This window comes from Deinococcus grandis, assembly GCF_001485435.1.
Classification (GTDB): domain Bacteria; phylum Deinococcota; class Deinococci; order Deinococcales; family Deinococcaceae; genus Deinococcus; species Deinococcus grandis.
In genome coordinates this window covers 2,712,572-2,725,997 of sequence record NZ_BCMS01000001.1, presented here as the reverse complement: position 1 = coordinate 2,725,997, position 13,426 = coordinate 2,712,572, and the positions used below count along the sequence as shown (strand labels likewise).

Here is a 13,426-nt window from a genome sequence, read left to right as displayed (position 1 = left end):
CCCGCCGGGGTGGGGGAGACTGCGCGCATGACCGCACTGAATGCCGATCTGCGCGCTGCGTACGCCTGGGCCCGCGTGGGCCGCGAGCGCCTGCTGGCGTGGCTGGAGACTGTGCCGGGCGACGTGTACACCCTGGAACGCCCGGAGTTCGCGTTCGGCAGTCTGCGGAACGTGCAGGTGCACGTCGCGGACTGCTACCGCATGTGGATCGCGGCGCGCGGCCTGGGCGACCCGGTCACGCGGCTGGACGCGCGGGCCCTGCCCGACGTGGCGGCCCTGCGCGCCGCCTTCGCGGACGTGGACGCCCTGGTGGACCGGGCGCTGGATGCCTTCGTCAGCCCGGACGAGCCGCGCCGCGTGCCCTTTGGGGACCGAGAACTGGAGGTCACGGGCCGCTGGCTGGTGATGCATCCCCTCACGCACGAGTTCCACCACAAGGGCCAGCTCCTGACGATGGGGCGCGTGCTGGGCTTCCCGTACCCGGCGGGGCCGGACACGGACCTGGGCCTGCCGGAGGAAGCGGCGGAGCTGCTGAGCTCTTGAACGTCCTGAACATCCCGGTGGACGCCGCGCTGCTGGCGGCGTGGCGCGGCTGGCTGGCCCCGGCGCGGCAGCCGTTCTACCTGACCGCAGCCGAGGCGGAGGCGCTTGGTCTGGACACGGTGCCGCGCGCCGGGCTGACCCTGACCCCAGAGGAACGCGACACCATCACCGAGTGGAATATCGCCCCGGGGGCGGACCGGGTGGCGTGGCTGACCCTGGCGGACGTGGACGCCCTGCCGCCCGCGTCGCGCCGGGCGCTGCTGCGCGCGCAGGTGCGCCATGGGCGGGGGAACGTGCCGCTGGGCCGCGCCTTCCCGGAGCTGGGCCTGCCGCCGGGCCGGTTCCTGTGGCGGCCCGAGACGGACTCCGGTTGAAAGGTTTGCAAAAACTTTCAACCCGAGCGGAGCGAGCAGGAGCGAAACGGGTTCCGGGCGTGGAGTTGGCAACCCGGTGTGGTTCCGGGTTGTCAACGAAACAGACGGAATCCGTATGAGCAGCTGACCGCCGGGGTGCTGGCGCGGGTCGTCGCGGCGTCGGGCGTGCCCTGTCAGCGGTCGGAGTTGCCGCCGGAGGTGTGGCGCGCGGCGCGGGAGGTCCTGCCGGGCGCGCGGGCGCTGGCGGGTTCGTTCCCGCGGGGCAGCGCGGGGAACTGTTTCGGGACCGTGATGGGCGCGGCAGGGGTGCCCGGTGCGGCGGCCGAGTGGATGCAGCGCGAGCCGTTCGAGGCGTTCCTGCATGAGCGCACCCGGCCCGGCGGGCGGGACGGTCAGCCGGGCACGGTGCTGCTGTGGCGCTCCCGGGACGGGCTGGCGCAGCATGCCGCGGTGACGCTGGGGGGCGGCTGGGCGCTGCACAAGGCGGCGCAGACGTGGTGGACGCCGCGCGTGGTGCTGCCCACGCCCACGCTGATCCGCGCGTCGCGGTCGGTGGGCTGGCGGCTCTCGCGGCGTCAGCTGCGTTGAACGGGTGGTCTGGTAGCCTGCGGGCATGATTCATCCGAACTGGGCGGCGCTGGTCGAGGATGACACGCAGCCGTGGGCGACGCTGGAGTCCCGGCAGATCGTGTCGGGGTTCCGCACGGTGTTCGAGGACCGCGTGCGCCTCCCCAGCGGCGTGGAGACCACCTACCAGTACCGGCCGCGCGGGCCGCGCGCGGTGTTCGTGCTGCCCGTCACCGCAGCGGGCGAGGCGGTCCTGATCCGCCAGTACCGTTACCCGCTGCGCGCGACCGTCACCGAGGTCGTCGCGGGCGGCGTGGAACGCGGCGAGGACCTTCTCGCGGCGGCGCAGCGGGAACTGCACGAGGAGGTGGGGGGCGTGGCGGCCGAGTGGGTGCCGCTGCCCGGCTTCTACCCGCAGCCGAGCATCAGTGGCGTGATCTTCTACCCGTTCCTGGCGCTGGGCGTCACGCTGGGCGACATGCACCACGAGGACACCGAGACCATCGAGCGCGTCGTCGTGCCGCTGGCCGAGGCATATCGTCGCCTGGACGCCGGGGAGATCCTGGACGGGTCGAGCAGCCTGGCGATGTGGCACGCGCGGGCCGTGCTGGCCGGGCGGGGCCTCCTCTGACCGTGGCGGACACCGACCTGCCCGCGCCGTTCACGACCCTGGCCGGACCGCACCGCTTCGACGCGGTGATCGAGAACAGCGAGTTCCTGACCTTCGCGGACCGCGCCGACACGCCCGAGGACGCGCTGGCGCAGCTGGCGGCGCTGCGGGCGCGTTACCCGGACGCCACGCACCACTGCTGGGCGTACCGCATCGGCGGTGCGTACCGCTTCAATGACGACGGCGAGCCGGGCGGCACGGCGGGCGCGCCGATCCTGCGGGCCATCGAGGGTCAGGGCGTGGACCGCGTGATGGTCGTCGTGGTGCGCTTCTACGGCGGCGTGAAACTCGGCACGGGCGGGCTGGTCCGCGCGTACGGGGGCGGCGCGGCCGAGTGCCTGCGGACCGCCGAGCGGCTGGAGGTCCGCCCGCGCCGCACCGTGCGGGTCGCGGTGCCGTTCGATGCGGTCAGCGGCCTGTACCACCTGCTGGGCACCTGGGACGTCACGCGCGGCGAGGAGGCGTACACGGCGGGCGGGGTGGAACTCGACGTGCACCTTTATCCCGAGGAAGCCGGGGCCTTCGCGGCGGCCCTGCGGGACGCGACGCGCGGCGCGGCGGTGACCGACCTTGACTGAGCCTGCCTCCACCCTCACCCCCACGACCCCGGCGCTGAGCACGCTGGGCGGCCTGGACCTGGGCGGCTTCCGCAAGGTCAAGTCCCTGCTGCTGCTCGTGTACGTCGCCCTGGAAGGTCCGACTCCGCGCCGGACCCTGGCGACCCTGCTGTGGCCCGGCGCGGCCCGCCCGGAAGGCAGCCTGCGCGTCGCCCTGCACGCCCTGCGCGAGGTCCACCCGGACGTGCTGGGCGGCGAGGACCGCCTGATCACCCCCCTGACCAGCGACGCGGCGCATCTGCTGACCCTGCGCGGCGAGGCCGCCTGGAACGCCTACGCCGGGCCGTTCCTGCACGGCGTACCCCTGACCGGCGTGTCCGCCGAGTTCGAGGAATGGGTGGAGACGCAGCGCGAACGTCTCGCGCGGCACGTGCAGCAGGAAGCCCTGCGCGCCGCCGAGACCGCCGACCCCGCCCGCGCCGCCGACTGGGCCGCCCGGGCCCACCGCACCCCGGGCGCCCCGCCGCCCGACGCGGACGTCCTGCGCCGCCTGCTGCCCCTGACGCTGCCCGGCTCGCCGCTGGAGGCGGAGATCCGCGCGGAACTGGGCGAACTGACCGAACTGGACGCCACCCCGCCCACCCCCACCCGCCCGGCCCGCGCGGCGGCGCGCATGCTGGGCCGCGAGGCGGAACTCGACACGCTCCTCGCCTGGACCCTCGCCCCGCAGGCGGACCCCCCGGCGGGCGGCGCGGCCCTCATCACCGGCCCCGGCGGCATCGGCAAGAGCACCCTGACCCGCGAACTCCTGCGGGAACTCACCCGCCTGGATCGCCCCGCGACCCTCGTGGACGCCGAGGGGGCCGCCAGCGCCGCCGAACTGAGCGCCCGCCTCGCCGCCACCCTCACCCCCGGACAGGCCGCCCCGCCCACCCTGGCCGCCCTGAGCGACCACCTGCCCCCGCACGCCACGGTCCTGCTGGACGGCGCGGACGCCCTGAACGACCTCCCGGACCTGCTGCGCGCCCTGCGCCGCGACCTGCCCGGCGTGCGCTGGGTGATCAGCAGCCGCCGCAGCCCCCCCGGCCTGCTGGGGGAAGGGGACCTGCTGCTGCCCCTCGCGGGCCTCCCGCAGGCCCCGCCGGAAGCGGACCTCGCGCAGATCGCCGCGAGCAGCGCCACGCAACTCTTCCTGCGCGAAGCGGCCCGCACCCGCCGCGACCTCACCCTGACCGCCGCCAACGCCGCCCTGATCGCCGGGATCACCCGCCGCCTCCAGGGTCACCCCCTCGCCCTGGCCCTGGCCGCGTCCTGGCTGCGCGTCGAGCACCTGGAGGCCGTCTACGCCCGCGTCCTCACCGAGGCCGCCCAGCTGACCCCCGAGGGCGGCGGCAGCGACGGACGGCGCGGTCTGAACGCCGTCGCCCGCCGCTCCTGGGACCTCCTGAGCCCCGAACAGCAGCACGCGGCGCTGCGCCTGACCGTCACCAGCGACCTCGACCCCGCCGACGCCCCCCACCTGGGCGTCCCCGCGCACCTCATCGACGAGCTGCTCACGCACAACTTCCTCGAAGCGCACCAGCCCGGCACCGAACGCCTGCGTCTGTACCCCGCGCTGCGCGGCCTCCTGACCGAACAGGCCGCCGCGCACCCGGACCTGATCACGCAGGCCCGCGCCGACCACGCCCGCCACTACCTGACGTGGTTCACCGCCCAGCCCCCCGAAGCGCCCCCGGTGGACGCCGAACGCGACAACATCCTGGCCGCCCTGCACACCGCACTGGAACGCGGAGACGCCACCGCCACGCAGATGGACCACTTCCTGGCCCACCACGACCGGCGCGGCCTGCACGCCAGCGGCACCGACACCTTCGCCGCCCTGGCCGACGCCGCCGAGGACGCGTGCGCCCCGGACAGCGTGCAGGCCGCCGCGCAGATCGCCAGCATGTGGCTCGCGTACCGCGCCGGACGCCTGCTCGACGCCCAGACGCTCGCTGGGCACTTCCTGGCCGGACCACTGGCCACCGACCCCACCAGCCGCATGAAAGTCCTGAACACCCTGTCGGCTGTCCGCGCGGTGCAGGGGCAGATGCAGAGCGCCACGGACCTGCTCAGGCAGGCGCTGGCACTGGCGGTCGAACTGGGCGATCAAATGCGCGCCGTGTTCTACCGGGTGAACATTATGTCCAACTTGGCATTTGTCGGGACGCCCGAGCAGGTGCAGGAAATCGTGGCCCAGCTGCGCGCCGAAGTGCCGAGCCTGCCCGAGGGACTGGCGTGGATGGTGCGCGAACGGCTGTTACAGTCAGAACTGTACACGCCGGGAGCCGATACGAACCAGCTGCTGACGGAAGTGCAGCAGCTTACGGAGTACGCTGAACGAGCAGGCAACGTCCAGACGTTCCATCAGGCGACGCTGATGCAGGTCCGTCTGCTCTTGCGGCAGCAGAAGATACGTCAGGCCGAGCAGAAACTGAACGACTGGCGGAAGCACCTGACCGAGGACGGTCAGCCCGGTGACCGCATGGAATGGCATCTGCTCAGCGCCGAGGTCGCCTACGCCCGTGGACGGGCGGAACAGGGACGCACGCATGCACGTCACGTTCTGCACCTTTTAAACCAGTTCCCGCAACCATGGGAACTGGTGGAACTGTGCCTCGTGCTGGTCGACGACCTCGAAACGCGCGCTCCGCAGCAGACGGCGCGGCTGTTGCGGAGCATTCGGGATACCGCCTCACTGCACCAGTGGCAGCGCTGGCGGGCGGGCCAGTCTCTGGCCTCGCGCTTCCCAGGAGAGAGGAGCAGTGAGGTCACTGAGTTTCAGCTGCCTCAGATCCTGGCATGGCTGGGCGAACAGCTTGGCACGCCCTGAACGGAAGACTTACGGCCCGAGATAATTGATCGGCCCACCATCGTCGTCACCGCTTCCCAGTTCGGTAGGAGCGGGTTCGGTGGAGGCGGCCTGAGTCAGCTGGGCAATGGTGGCCGGTTGGAACAGGGCGGGCTGTTCCGTCTTGGCGCCCTGTGGAACGCCATCGACGTAGTACAGCGGGTAACCGTTGCAGGTCTGCTGGCTGTAGTTGAACCACTGGTCACCCGTTCGCATTTGCTGACTGAAGGTGAGTCCCTGGATGGTGGGTGGGTCGGTGACGGTCTGCAGGGGAACGTACTGCTTCACGAAGGACAGGAGGTACGCCGACCAATCGTACCCGGCCTCGACGCTCTGGCCTCCCTTCACGAGGGGGAACACGAACAGGGCCAGATCCTTGCCCTGTCGTCTGGCGTACAGCTGGCCGTTCTTCTCGTAGATGCTGTCTTTCTGTGGACCTTCAGTCATGGAACCTCCGTTGAAGTGTGGTGCGTGTTTCATGCTAGGGCCCGTGGGGGCGGTGGTGCGGGCCGGGCAGGGGGGCCTGATCCAGGCGGACGGGCGTGAACAGGTGCGGCACGTCGCCGCAGGGGGGCTGGCCGGGGCGGTCGTGGGCGTACAGGTACAGGGGCCAGCCCTGGTAGGTGGTGTGGTCCCAGGTGCGTAGCCCGTGCGGGTCGCGGCCCTGCGCGTGGACCGTGCCGGGCAGCGGGTGGGGGCCGGGGGGCAGGGTGGGCAGCGGGACGTACTGGTACAGGAACGCCTTGAGGTGCTCGGGCCAGTGGGAGGCGCTGGGGACGTTCTCGCCGGTCAGGAGGGCCATCTGCAGGGGCGTGAAGCGGTAGACGGGCAGGGGGCCGCGCGTGGTGTGGACGCTCAGGTGCGGGCCGTCGGGGCTCAGGTGGTGCAGGTCGGCGGGGGGCAGGGGCTGGCCGAGGCGGCGGGTGTGCGGCGTGGGGTACGTGTGGGTCATGCGGGGCTCCGTGACGGGGTTATACGGATTCCGTCTGTTTCGTTGACAGATCGGAACTCCACCGATCTGCCAACTCCACGCCCGGAACCCGCTTCGCTCCTTCTCGCATCCGCTCGGGTTGAACGGTTTTTGCAAACCATTCAACCGGAGTCCGTATTACAGGGCGAGCATGGGGTGGGTGGGGGTGGGGTTCAGGAGGCGTTTCAGGCTGTCCAGGGGGCGGCGGGTGGGGTGGGTTCCGGCGCGGTCCTGCGCGGCGGTGAGCAGGTCGGCCAGGGTGCGGCCGTCGTGCGGGGCGTCGCTCAGGCCGACTCTGGGTTCGGCGGTGCGGCCCAGGGCGCTCAGGTGCGCGTGGATGCGCCGCGTGACCGGGGCGAGCTGGTCGGGCGTGAGGGGCTGGGGGCTCAGGAGGGTGAAGTCGTGCGTGCCGGTGCGGTACGCGCTGGCGTTCCAGTCGCGCGCGGCGGTTTTCAGTTCGCGTGCGGCGCGGCGCAGGGCCTGATCGACGGGCGCGTCGCCCAGCTGGCGGCGGTGGTCGTGCAGGGGGGGCAGGCGCAGCGTGGCGAGGGTGGTGACGCCGTGCGTCTGGGCGGCGTCGTGCAGCAGCGCGTCCCGGTCGGGCAGGTGCGTGACGGGGTCGAGGTGGTAGCTGTGGACGTCCTCGATGAGCAGGATTCGGTCCCCGTTCGGGAGGCTGCGGAGGTTCAGGCGGCACACGCGCCGCTCGCCGGTGTGGGTGAGCAGGCGGGTCTGGTGGGTGCCGTCCGCCCAGGTGGTGACGGGGGCGGGCAGGGCGCCGGGGTGGTAGGTGCGCTGGTAGGCGGGGTTGGGCTGGGCGTGCGTGGGGGCGTGGGCGGGCCAGCGCAGGCCGGGCAGGGGCAGCAGGTGGAACAGGTCGTCTTCGAGGTGCAGGTGGGTCATGCTGGGTCTCCCTGGGAGTGGGGGTGTGGGGTTGCTGTGGGGGCAGCATGCCGGGTGGGGCGTTAATGGGGCGTTATGCCGATGGTGCGACGCGGGCGCGTCAGGAAGTGACGTGCCGGGCTGCGCTTTCAGACTGGACTGTGGGTGTGGGCGGGCTACACTCCGGGCATGAGTTCGTGGCCGTTCAGGGTTGGGTTCGGGGAGGACGCGCACCGTCTGGAGGCGGGGCGGCGGCTGGTGCTGGGCGGCGTGGACGTCCCGCACGCGGCGCTGGGTGCGGTGGCGCACAGTGACGGGGACGCGGTGCTGCACGTGGTCGCCGACGCCCTGCTGTCGGGGCTGGCGCTGGGCGATATCGGGGGGTACTTTCCGGATACCGCCGAGCAGTGGCGTGGGATGGATTCGCGCGTGATCGTGGAGCGGGCGCTGGCGCTGGTGAGGGAGCGCGGCTGGGTGCCGGTGAACGTGGCGGTCGTGGTGACGCTGGACCGCCCGAAGCTGGGGCCGCTGCGCGCCGAGATCGCCCGGTCGGTCGCGGCGCTGCTCTCGCTGCCGCCAGGGGACGTGGGCGTCAGTTTCAAGACGTCGGAGGGTCTGGCGCCGCTGCACGTGCAGACGCGCGCGACCGTGCTGCTGGCCCGGCTGCTGGCCCGCGTGGAGGCGGCGCCGGGGGTCGGCGGTGAGTGACGCGGCGCCGGGCAGGGAGGGGCCGCTGCTGCGGGTGGTGCTGTTCGAGCCGGAGAAGGCCGGGAACGTCGGGAACGTCGCGCGGACGTGCGCGGTGCTGGGCGCGGACCTGCACCTGATCCGCCCGTTCGGCTTCCACCTGCACGACCGGGAGTTCCGCCGCGCGGTGATGGATTACCTGGAGGGCGTGACGCTGCACGAGCACGCCAGCTGGACGGCCTTCCAGGGCACGCTGGGGGCGGGCGCGCGGGTGTGGGCGTTCAGCACGCACGCCACCGACCTGCACACCCGCGCGGGTTTCCGGCGGGGCGATTACCTGCTGTTCGGTCCGGAATCGCGCGGGCTGCCCGCGTGGCTGCGCGACGCGCTGCCGAAGCTGAAGCTGCCGCAGCCGGGCGGGGGCCGCAGCCTGAACCTGAGCGTGGCGGCGGGTGTCGCGGCGTTCGAGGCGGGGCGGCAGATCGAGGGCTGGTAACGCCCGGCCCGGACCGAGCGGGGGCACTGCGCCATCCGGCTTATTTCGACAGGCATCGAACCGGTCATGATGATTCGAGGAGGATCGAAATGACTGACACTGCCGACCCCACCCCACAGGCCCGCATGAACGCCCTGTACCACCGCCTCGTGACGGGCATCCGCACGAACGCCGAACGCGACCTGCGCCTCGCCTGCGCCGCCGGGAACGCCGCCGATCAGGCCCGCGCGCAGGCCCGCCTGGACACTCTGAACGCCGCGCTGGGCATCTACGAGGGCGCGCACCGCGCCGCGCACGGCACCCGCCCCTGGCCCCGCGAACCCCGCCCATGAGCGCCGACCTCACCGCCCGCGCCGCGCTGTTCCGCGCGCTGTCCCACCCCGCACGCCTCAGCCTGCTGCGCCTCGTCTGGACGCGCGAGGCCAGCGGCGACGAACTCGCCCGCCTGATGAACCTCGCGCCCGCCACCGTCAGCCACCACCTCGCGCATCTCACCGAGGCCGGACTGATCCTCACCCGCAAAGACGGCCACCACCGCCTGCACCGCGCGCACGCCGCCGCGCTGGACCTGAACCTCGCGGACGTCGTGCGCGGCGCCGCCCCCGCCCCCACGCCCGACGACCCCTACCGCGACCGCGTGCTGCGCGCCTTCCTGAAAGGCGGCCGCCTGACCACCCTGCCCGCCCAGCGCAAGAAGAAGGACGTCATCCTGCACGAACTCGTCACCCTGTTCGAGCACGGCCGCCACTACCCGGAAGCCGAGGTGAACGCCATCCTGGGCGACGTGTACGCCGACGTGTCCACCCTGCGCCGCGAGATGATCGGCCTGGGCGTCCTGAACCGCGAACGGGGCGTGTACTGGCGGCCCGCAGCGGACGCCGATCCCGCTTCCCCCGGGGACGCCGGGTAGAGTGACGGTCATGACCTCAACTGATTTTCAGACGCGACTGGCGCGCTACGCCGAACTGCTTGTCCGGACCGGCGTGAACCTCCCGCAGGGTGGCCGGGTCCGCATCAGCGCGCCCGTCGAGGCGACCGAACTGGTGCGGCTGGTGGCGCGCGCCGCGTACCGGGCCGGGGCGCAGGACGTGCGCGTCACGTACCTGGACCCGCACCTGAACCTCGCGCTGTTCGAGGACGGCACCGACGACGCCGTGCAGTACCTGCCCGCGTGGTTCGCGCAGGAAGCCGAGGCGATGGTGGAAGACGGGTACGCGTCCATCGGGATCATCGGTGAGGACCCCTCGCTGCTGGCGGGCGTGGACCCCGCGCGGATCGCGGCGCGCAGCAAGGCCACCGCGCAGGCCATGCGCCGGGTCAGCGAGGCGAGCGGCAGCTTCCGCGTGAACTGGACGGTCGGCGCGATGGCCACGCCCGCCTGGGCCGCCCGCGTGTACCCGGACCTGCCGCAGGACGAGGCCGTGGCCCGCCTGTGGGACGACATCTTCACGGTGACCCGCGCGGATCAGCCCGACCCGGTCGCCGCGTGGGACGCGCACCTGACCCGCCTTCAGCGCCTGACCACCCACCTGAACGGCAAACAGTACGCCGCCGTGCACCTGCGCAGCGACCTGGGCACCGACCTGACCGTGGGCCTCGCCCGGAACCACGTGTGGCAGGGCGGTGCGGAAACCGCGCAGAACGGCGTGCGCGGCGTCCCGAACCTCCCCACCGACGAGGTCTTCACCGCCCCGCACCGTGACCGCGTGGATGGTGTGGCGGTCGCCAGCAAGCCCCTGAGTGCGCGCGGGCAGCTCATCGAGGGCATCCGCATGCGTTTCGAGGCTGGGCGCGCCGTCGAGGTCAGCGCCACGCGCGGCGAGGAGACCCTGAAAGCCCTGATCGCCACCGACGAGGGCGCCGCCCGCCTGGGCGAGGTGGCCCTGGTGCCCGCCAGCGCGCCCGTCGCGCAGACCGGGACGCTGTTCCTGAACACCCTGTTCGACGAGAACGCCGCGTCGCACATCGCGCTGGGCCGCTGCTACCCCACGAACGTGCAGGGCGGCACCGACCCCGCCACGCTGGACGCGGCGGGCGGGAACCACGACAGCCTGATCCACGTGGACTGGATGATCGGCACGCCCGCCACCGACGTGGACGGCATCACGAAGGACGGCACCCGCGAGCCGCTGATGCGCGCGGGCGAGTGGGTCATCGAGGGGCTGTAAGGAACAGAAAAAAGGGAAGAGGGGAGCCGGTCGCGGCTCCCCTTCCCCTGAACGGCGTGTGCCTTACAGTGCCAGGATCGCGCTGAAGTTTCCGCTGAGGCCGTCGGGGTAGAAGCCACCCTTCGTCGCGCCGGGCGCGAGGAACACGATGTTCCCCACCTGACGGGGCGTGCGGCTGTACGCGATGCCGTTCGCGTCGGCCAGGACGATGTTCGCCTTGCCGCCCTCGACGATGCCCTGATCCACGTCCGTGTCGCCGTCCACGCTGTCACGCAGGTTGCTGATCGCCTGCACGACGTCACTGACCTTCAGGCTGGCCGTGACGTCCGTGTTGCGCTGCTGGTACAGCAGGGTGCGGATCATGCCCGAGTGGTACGCCTCGACGGCCAGGATGCCCGCCGCGTTCTCCAGGTTGCCGCCCGCGCTCGTGTCGGTCAGCAGGCGCGCCGCGCCCTTGTACGCGCTGACGCCCACGTCCTCGAAGATGAACGCGCCGTGCAGGAAGAACAGGTCGTTCGCGAAGGGGTTGAAGTTCGCGATGGCCCCGCCCGACGCGGCCTTGCCCGCCGCGACGAACGCCGGACCCAGGTCCAGGGTGGGCTGCGCGACAGCCGCGGCCCCCAGCACCTTGCGGATGACCTTCACGTGGTTCAGCTCGTCCGTGGCGATCTCCTCGGCGTAGGCGCGCACGTCGGCGGACGCGAACGGCACGCCGTTCCCGTTCTTGCCGGTGAAGCCCGCAGGCAGGATGACCTTGCTGCTGTCGCCACCCGCGGCGTCCAGTTCCTGCAGGCGGCCCACGGCCGCCAGGTAGAACGCCGCTTCCAGGTACTCGAGGTTCAGCGCGAAGTTGAAGATCATGGCGTCCAGGTTCGCCTTGGGCGTGGCGCTCAGGGCGGGCGTGCAGCCGGCGAGCAGACCGGTGGCGGTGACGGCCCCGGCGGCCCCGAGGAACTTACGGCGGTTCATGGCGTCGGACATGGTGATCCCTCCAGAAGGTGAAAGAAACGGTTCGGACACGAGGACACCCCCACCGGCGCAGGCGGATTCCTGCCCCGGGCTTGCTGATCGTGTCGCTCTGATCAGCTCTATGCACTCCGCCGGAAACCGGATCACCTCGGCGCGCAACCGTGAAGATCCCATGAACATCAGCTGGGCGGCGACCCCGGTCCGGACTGCCCGAACGCGTTCTCCTGCACCATGCGTTCCAGCGCCCGGGCCCGCTCCAGCTGCGCGCCCAGCGCCGCGTGCCGGTCCTCCAGCGACCGGATCGCGCCCCCCAGCCGCGCCAGCACGTCCGCCTTCAGGGCCGGGAGAGACGCCGGGTCCGGCGCCTCGCGCTGCACCGAGACCATAGAAGAAGCGGACGACCCTCAGGCCATCCGCTCCCTCAATCTCTCGTCTGACTTCAGTTCCGCCACTGCGGGAACATTACCCGCAGTCGCTGCACTTCCGTCAGCCGTTCACCATGCCTGCTCGCTACGCTCGGGGTGCAGGCACCCGGCAGGTGTTTACTTCACCAGGCCCAGTTTGCGCACTTCGTCGCGTTCCTCGGTCAGTTCCTGCGCCGTGGCGTCCATCTTGCCGCGGCTGAAGTCACTGACGGGGAGGCCCTGCACGATCTCGTACTTGCCGTTCTTGCAGGTCACGGGGAAGCCGTAGATCAGGCCCTCGGGAATGCCGTAGCTGCCGTCGCTGGGGATGCCCATGCTGACCCACTCGCCCTCGGGCGTGCCGAGCGCCCAGTCGCGCATGTGGTCGATCGCGGCGCTCGCGGCGGACGCGGCGCTGCTCAGGCCGCGCGCCTCGATGATCGCCGCGCCACGCTTGGCGACCGTGGAGATGTAGCTGTTCTCGTACCAGTCGCGGTCCACCTGATCCAGCGCAGGCTGACCGTCCACCGTCGCCTGCGACAGGTCGGGGTACTGCGTGCTGCTGTGGTTCCCCCAGATCGTCAGGTTCTTGATGCTGCTCACGGGCTTCCCGGTCTTCTCCGCCAGCTGGCTGATCGCGCGGTTGTGATCCAGACGCACCATCGCCGTGAACTGCCCCGCGTCCAGATCAGGCGCGTTCTGCTGCGCGATCAGCGCGTTCGTGTTCGCGGGGTTCCCCACCACGAGCACCTTCACGTCACGGCTCGCCACGGCGTTCAGCGCCTCACCCTGCGGCTTGAAGATCCCACCGTTCGCGCCCAGCAGATCCCCGCGCTCCATGCCCGCCTTGCGGGGCATCGCGCCGACCAGCAGCGCGTAATCCGCGTCCTTGAACGCCACCATCGGGTCATCGCTCGTCACGATGTCCGCCAGCAGCGGGAACGCGCAGTCACGCAACTCCATCACGACGCCGTTCAGCGCCTTCAGTGCGGGCGTGATCTCCAGCAGCTGCAGAATGACCGGCTGGTCCTTGCCGAGCATATCGCCCGACGCGATGCGGAAAAGAAGGCTGTAGCCGATCTGGCCAGCGGCGCCGGTAACGGCAACGCGGACGGGTTGTTTGGTCGTCATGGGTATCCCTCCTGAGGATGGTTTTACGGCTCACGATAACGCGCGGCGGGACGCTTGAGGGAAAAGTTCCCCGGACGGGGACAGGGGGCTGTGCTTCCCGGCGGGTGGCCCCACCCCC

General features: G+C 71.7%; 17 protein-coding genes. 11 read left to right on the top strand and 6 right to left on the bottom strand.

Annotated features, from left to right (window positions below; all coding sequences use genetic code 11):
• Positions 1 to 27 precede the first annotated feature (27 nt).
• The 6 genes from DEIGR_RS13200 to DEIGR_RS13180 all read left to right on the top strand — a co-directional run bounded on the left by DEIGR_RS13200 (position 28) and on the right by DEIGR_RS13180 (position 5,583).
• Positions 28 to 543 (top strand): DinB family protein, encoded by a 516-nt coding sequence (locus DEIGR_RS13200; RefSeq protein WP_236704749.1) that lies wholly within the window; start codon positions 28 to 30, stop codon positions 541 to 543.
• Entirely contained in the window at positions 540 to 917 is a 378-nt protein-coding gene (locus DEIGR_RS20425) for a hypothetical protein (protein ID WP_153013743.1), read from the top strand. The genes DEIGR_RS13200 and DEIGR_RS20425 overlap by 4 nt, the downstream gene beginning before the upstream one ends.
• Before the next feature lie 135 nt (positions 918 to 1,052).
• Positions 1,053 to 1,505 carry a hypothetical protein gene (locus DEIGR_RS19715; RefSeq protein ID WP_153013742.1) on the top strand — a complete coding sequence of 151 codons (453 nt, stop codon included), beginning with the start codon at positions 1,053 to 1,055 and terminating at the stop codon, positions 1,503 to 1,505.
• Between the two features lie 25 nt (positions 1,506 to 1,530).
• Positions 1,531 to 2,115 carry an NUDIX domain-containing protein gene (locus tag DEIGR_RS13190; protein ID WP_058977941.1) on the top strand — a complete coding sequence of 195 codons (585 nt, stop codon included), beginning with the start codon at positions 1,531 to 1,533 and terminating at the stop codon, positions 2,113 to 2,115.
• A 2-nt stretch (positions 2,116 to 2,117) separates the two neighbouring features.
• The gene (locus DEIGR_RS13185; RefSeq protein ID WP_058977939.1) at positions 2,118 to 2,732 is read left to right on the top strand and encodes an IMPACT family protein; all 615 of its coding nucleotides are present in this window, start codon (positions 2,118 to 2,120) and stop codon (positions 2,730 to 2,732) included.
• On the top strand, positions 2,725 to 5,583 hold the full coding sequence (locus tag DEIGR_RS13180) for an ATP-binding protein (protein WP_058977937.1): 2,859 nt from the start codon (positions 2,725 to 2,727) through the stop codon (positions 5,581 to 5,583). The genes DEIGR_RS13185 and DEIGR_RS13180 overlap by 8 nt, the downstream gene beginning before the upstream one ends.
• Positions 5,584 to 5,592: 9 nt before the next feature.
• Here the strand turns inward: DEIGR_RS13180 and DEIGR_RS13175 are convergent, their stop codons facing one another.
• The 3 genes from DEIGR_RS13175 to DEIGR_RS13165 form a co-directional block, all read right to left on the bottom strand.
• Positions 5,593 to 6,048, bottom strand: a complete 456-nt coding sequence (locus DEIGR_RS13175) for a hypothetical protein (protein WP_058977935.1) — start codon at positions 6,046 to 6,048, stop codon at positions 5,593 to 5,595.
• Positions 6,049 to 6,082: 34 nt separating this feature from the next.
• The gene (locus DEIGR_RS13170) at positions 6,083 to 6,553 is read right to left on the bottom strand and encodes a hypothetical protein (protein ID WP_058977933.1); all 471 of its coding nucleotides are present in this window, start codon (positions 6,551 to 6,553) and stop codon (positions 6,083 to 6,085) included.
• A 156-nt stretch (positions 6,554 to 6,709) separates the two neighbouring features.
• Complete coding sequence (locus DEIGR_RS13165; protein ID WP_058977931.1) at positions 6,710 to 7,474, bottom strand: diguanylate cyclase domain-containing protein; 765 nt, start codon at positions 7,472 to 7,474, stop codon at positions 6,710 to 6,712.
• A 168-nt stretch (positions 7,475 to 7,642) separates the two neighbouring features.
• On the opposite strand from DEIGR_RS13165, the gene ispF reads away from it, so the two are divergent.
• The 5 genes from ispF (at position 7,643) to DEIGR_RS13140 (ending at position 10,804) form a co-directional block, all read left to right on the top strand.
• Entirely contained in the window at positions 7,643 to 8,161 is a 519-nt protein-coding gene (gene ispF / locus DEIGR_RS13160) for a 2-C-methyl-D-erythritol 2,4-cyclodiphosphate synthase (protein ID WP_058977929.1), read from the top strand.
• Positions 8,154 to 8,636 (top strand): tRNA (cytidine(34)-2'-O)-methyltransferase, encoded by a 483-nt coding sequence (locus DEIGR_RS13155; protein ID WP_058977927.1) that lies wholly within the window; start codon positions 8,154 to 8,156, stop codon positions 8,634 to 8,636. Before ispF ends, DEIGR_RS13155 begins: the two co-directional genes overlap by 8 nt.
• Positions 8,637 to 8,725: 89 nt before the next feature.
• A complete protein-coding gene (locus tag DEIGR_RS13150; RefSeq protein ID WP_236704748.1) occupies positions 8,726 to 8,968 on the top strand; it encodes a hypothetical protein in 243 nt (80 codons plus the stop codon).
• Entirely contained in the window at positions 8,965 to 9,546 is a 582-nt protein-coding gene (locus tag DEIGR_RS13145) for a DUF2087 domain-containing protein (protein WP_058977923.1), read from the top strand. The genes DEIGR_RS13150 and DEIGR_RS13145 overlap by 4 nt, the downstream gene beginning before the upstream one ends.
• A 10-nt stretch (positions 9,547 to 9,556) precedes the next feature.
• Complete coding sequence (locus DEIGR_RS13140; protein WP_058977921.1) at positions 9,557 to 10,804, top strand: aminopeptidase; 1,248 nt, start codon at positions 9,557 to 9,559, stop codon at positions 10,802 to 10,804.
• A gap of 63 nt (positions 10,805 to 10,867) precedes the next feature.
• On the opposite strand, the gene DEIGR_RS13135 is transcribed toward DEIGR_RS13140, so the two are convergent.
• From DEIGR_RS13135 to DEIGR_RS13125, 3 genes are all read right to left on the bottom strand, one after another.
• Positions 10,868 to 11,785, bottom strand: coding sequence for a ferritin-like domain-containing protein (locus DEIGR_RS13135; RefSeq protein WP_046844179.1), 918 nt, complete (start codon positions 11,783 to 11,785; stop codon positions 10,868 to 10,870).
• A gap of 167 nt (positions 11,786 to 11,952) precedes the next feature.
• A complete protein-coding gene (locus DEIGR_RS13130; protein ID WP_058977920.1) occupies positions 11,953 to 12,159 on the bottom strand; it encodes a hypothetical protein in 207 nt (68 codons plus the stop codon).
• A 156-nt stretch (positions 12,160 to 12,315) separates the two neighbouring features.
• Complete coding sequence (locus DEIGR_RS13125; RefSeq protein ID WP_058977918.1) at positions 12,316 to 13,308, bottom strand: malate dehydrogenase; 993 nt, start codon at positions 13,306 to 13,308, stop codon at positions 12,316 to 12,318.
• Positions 13,309 to 13,426: the final 118 nt, after the last annotated feature.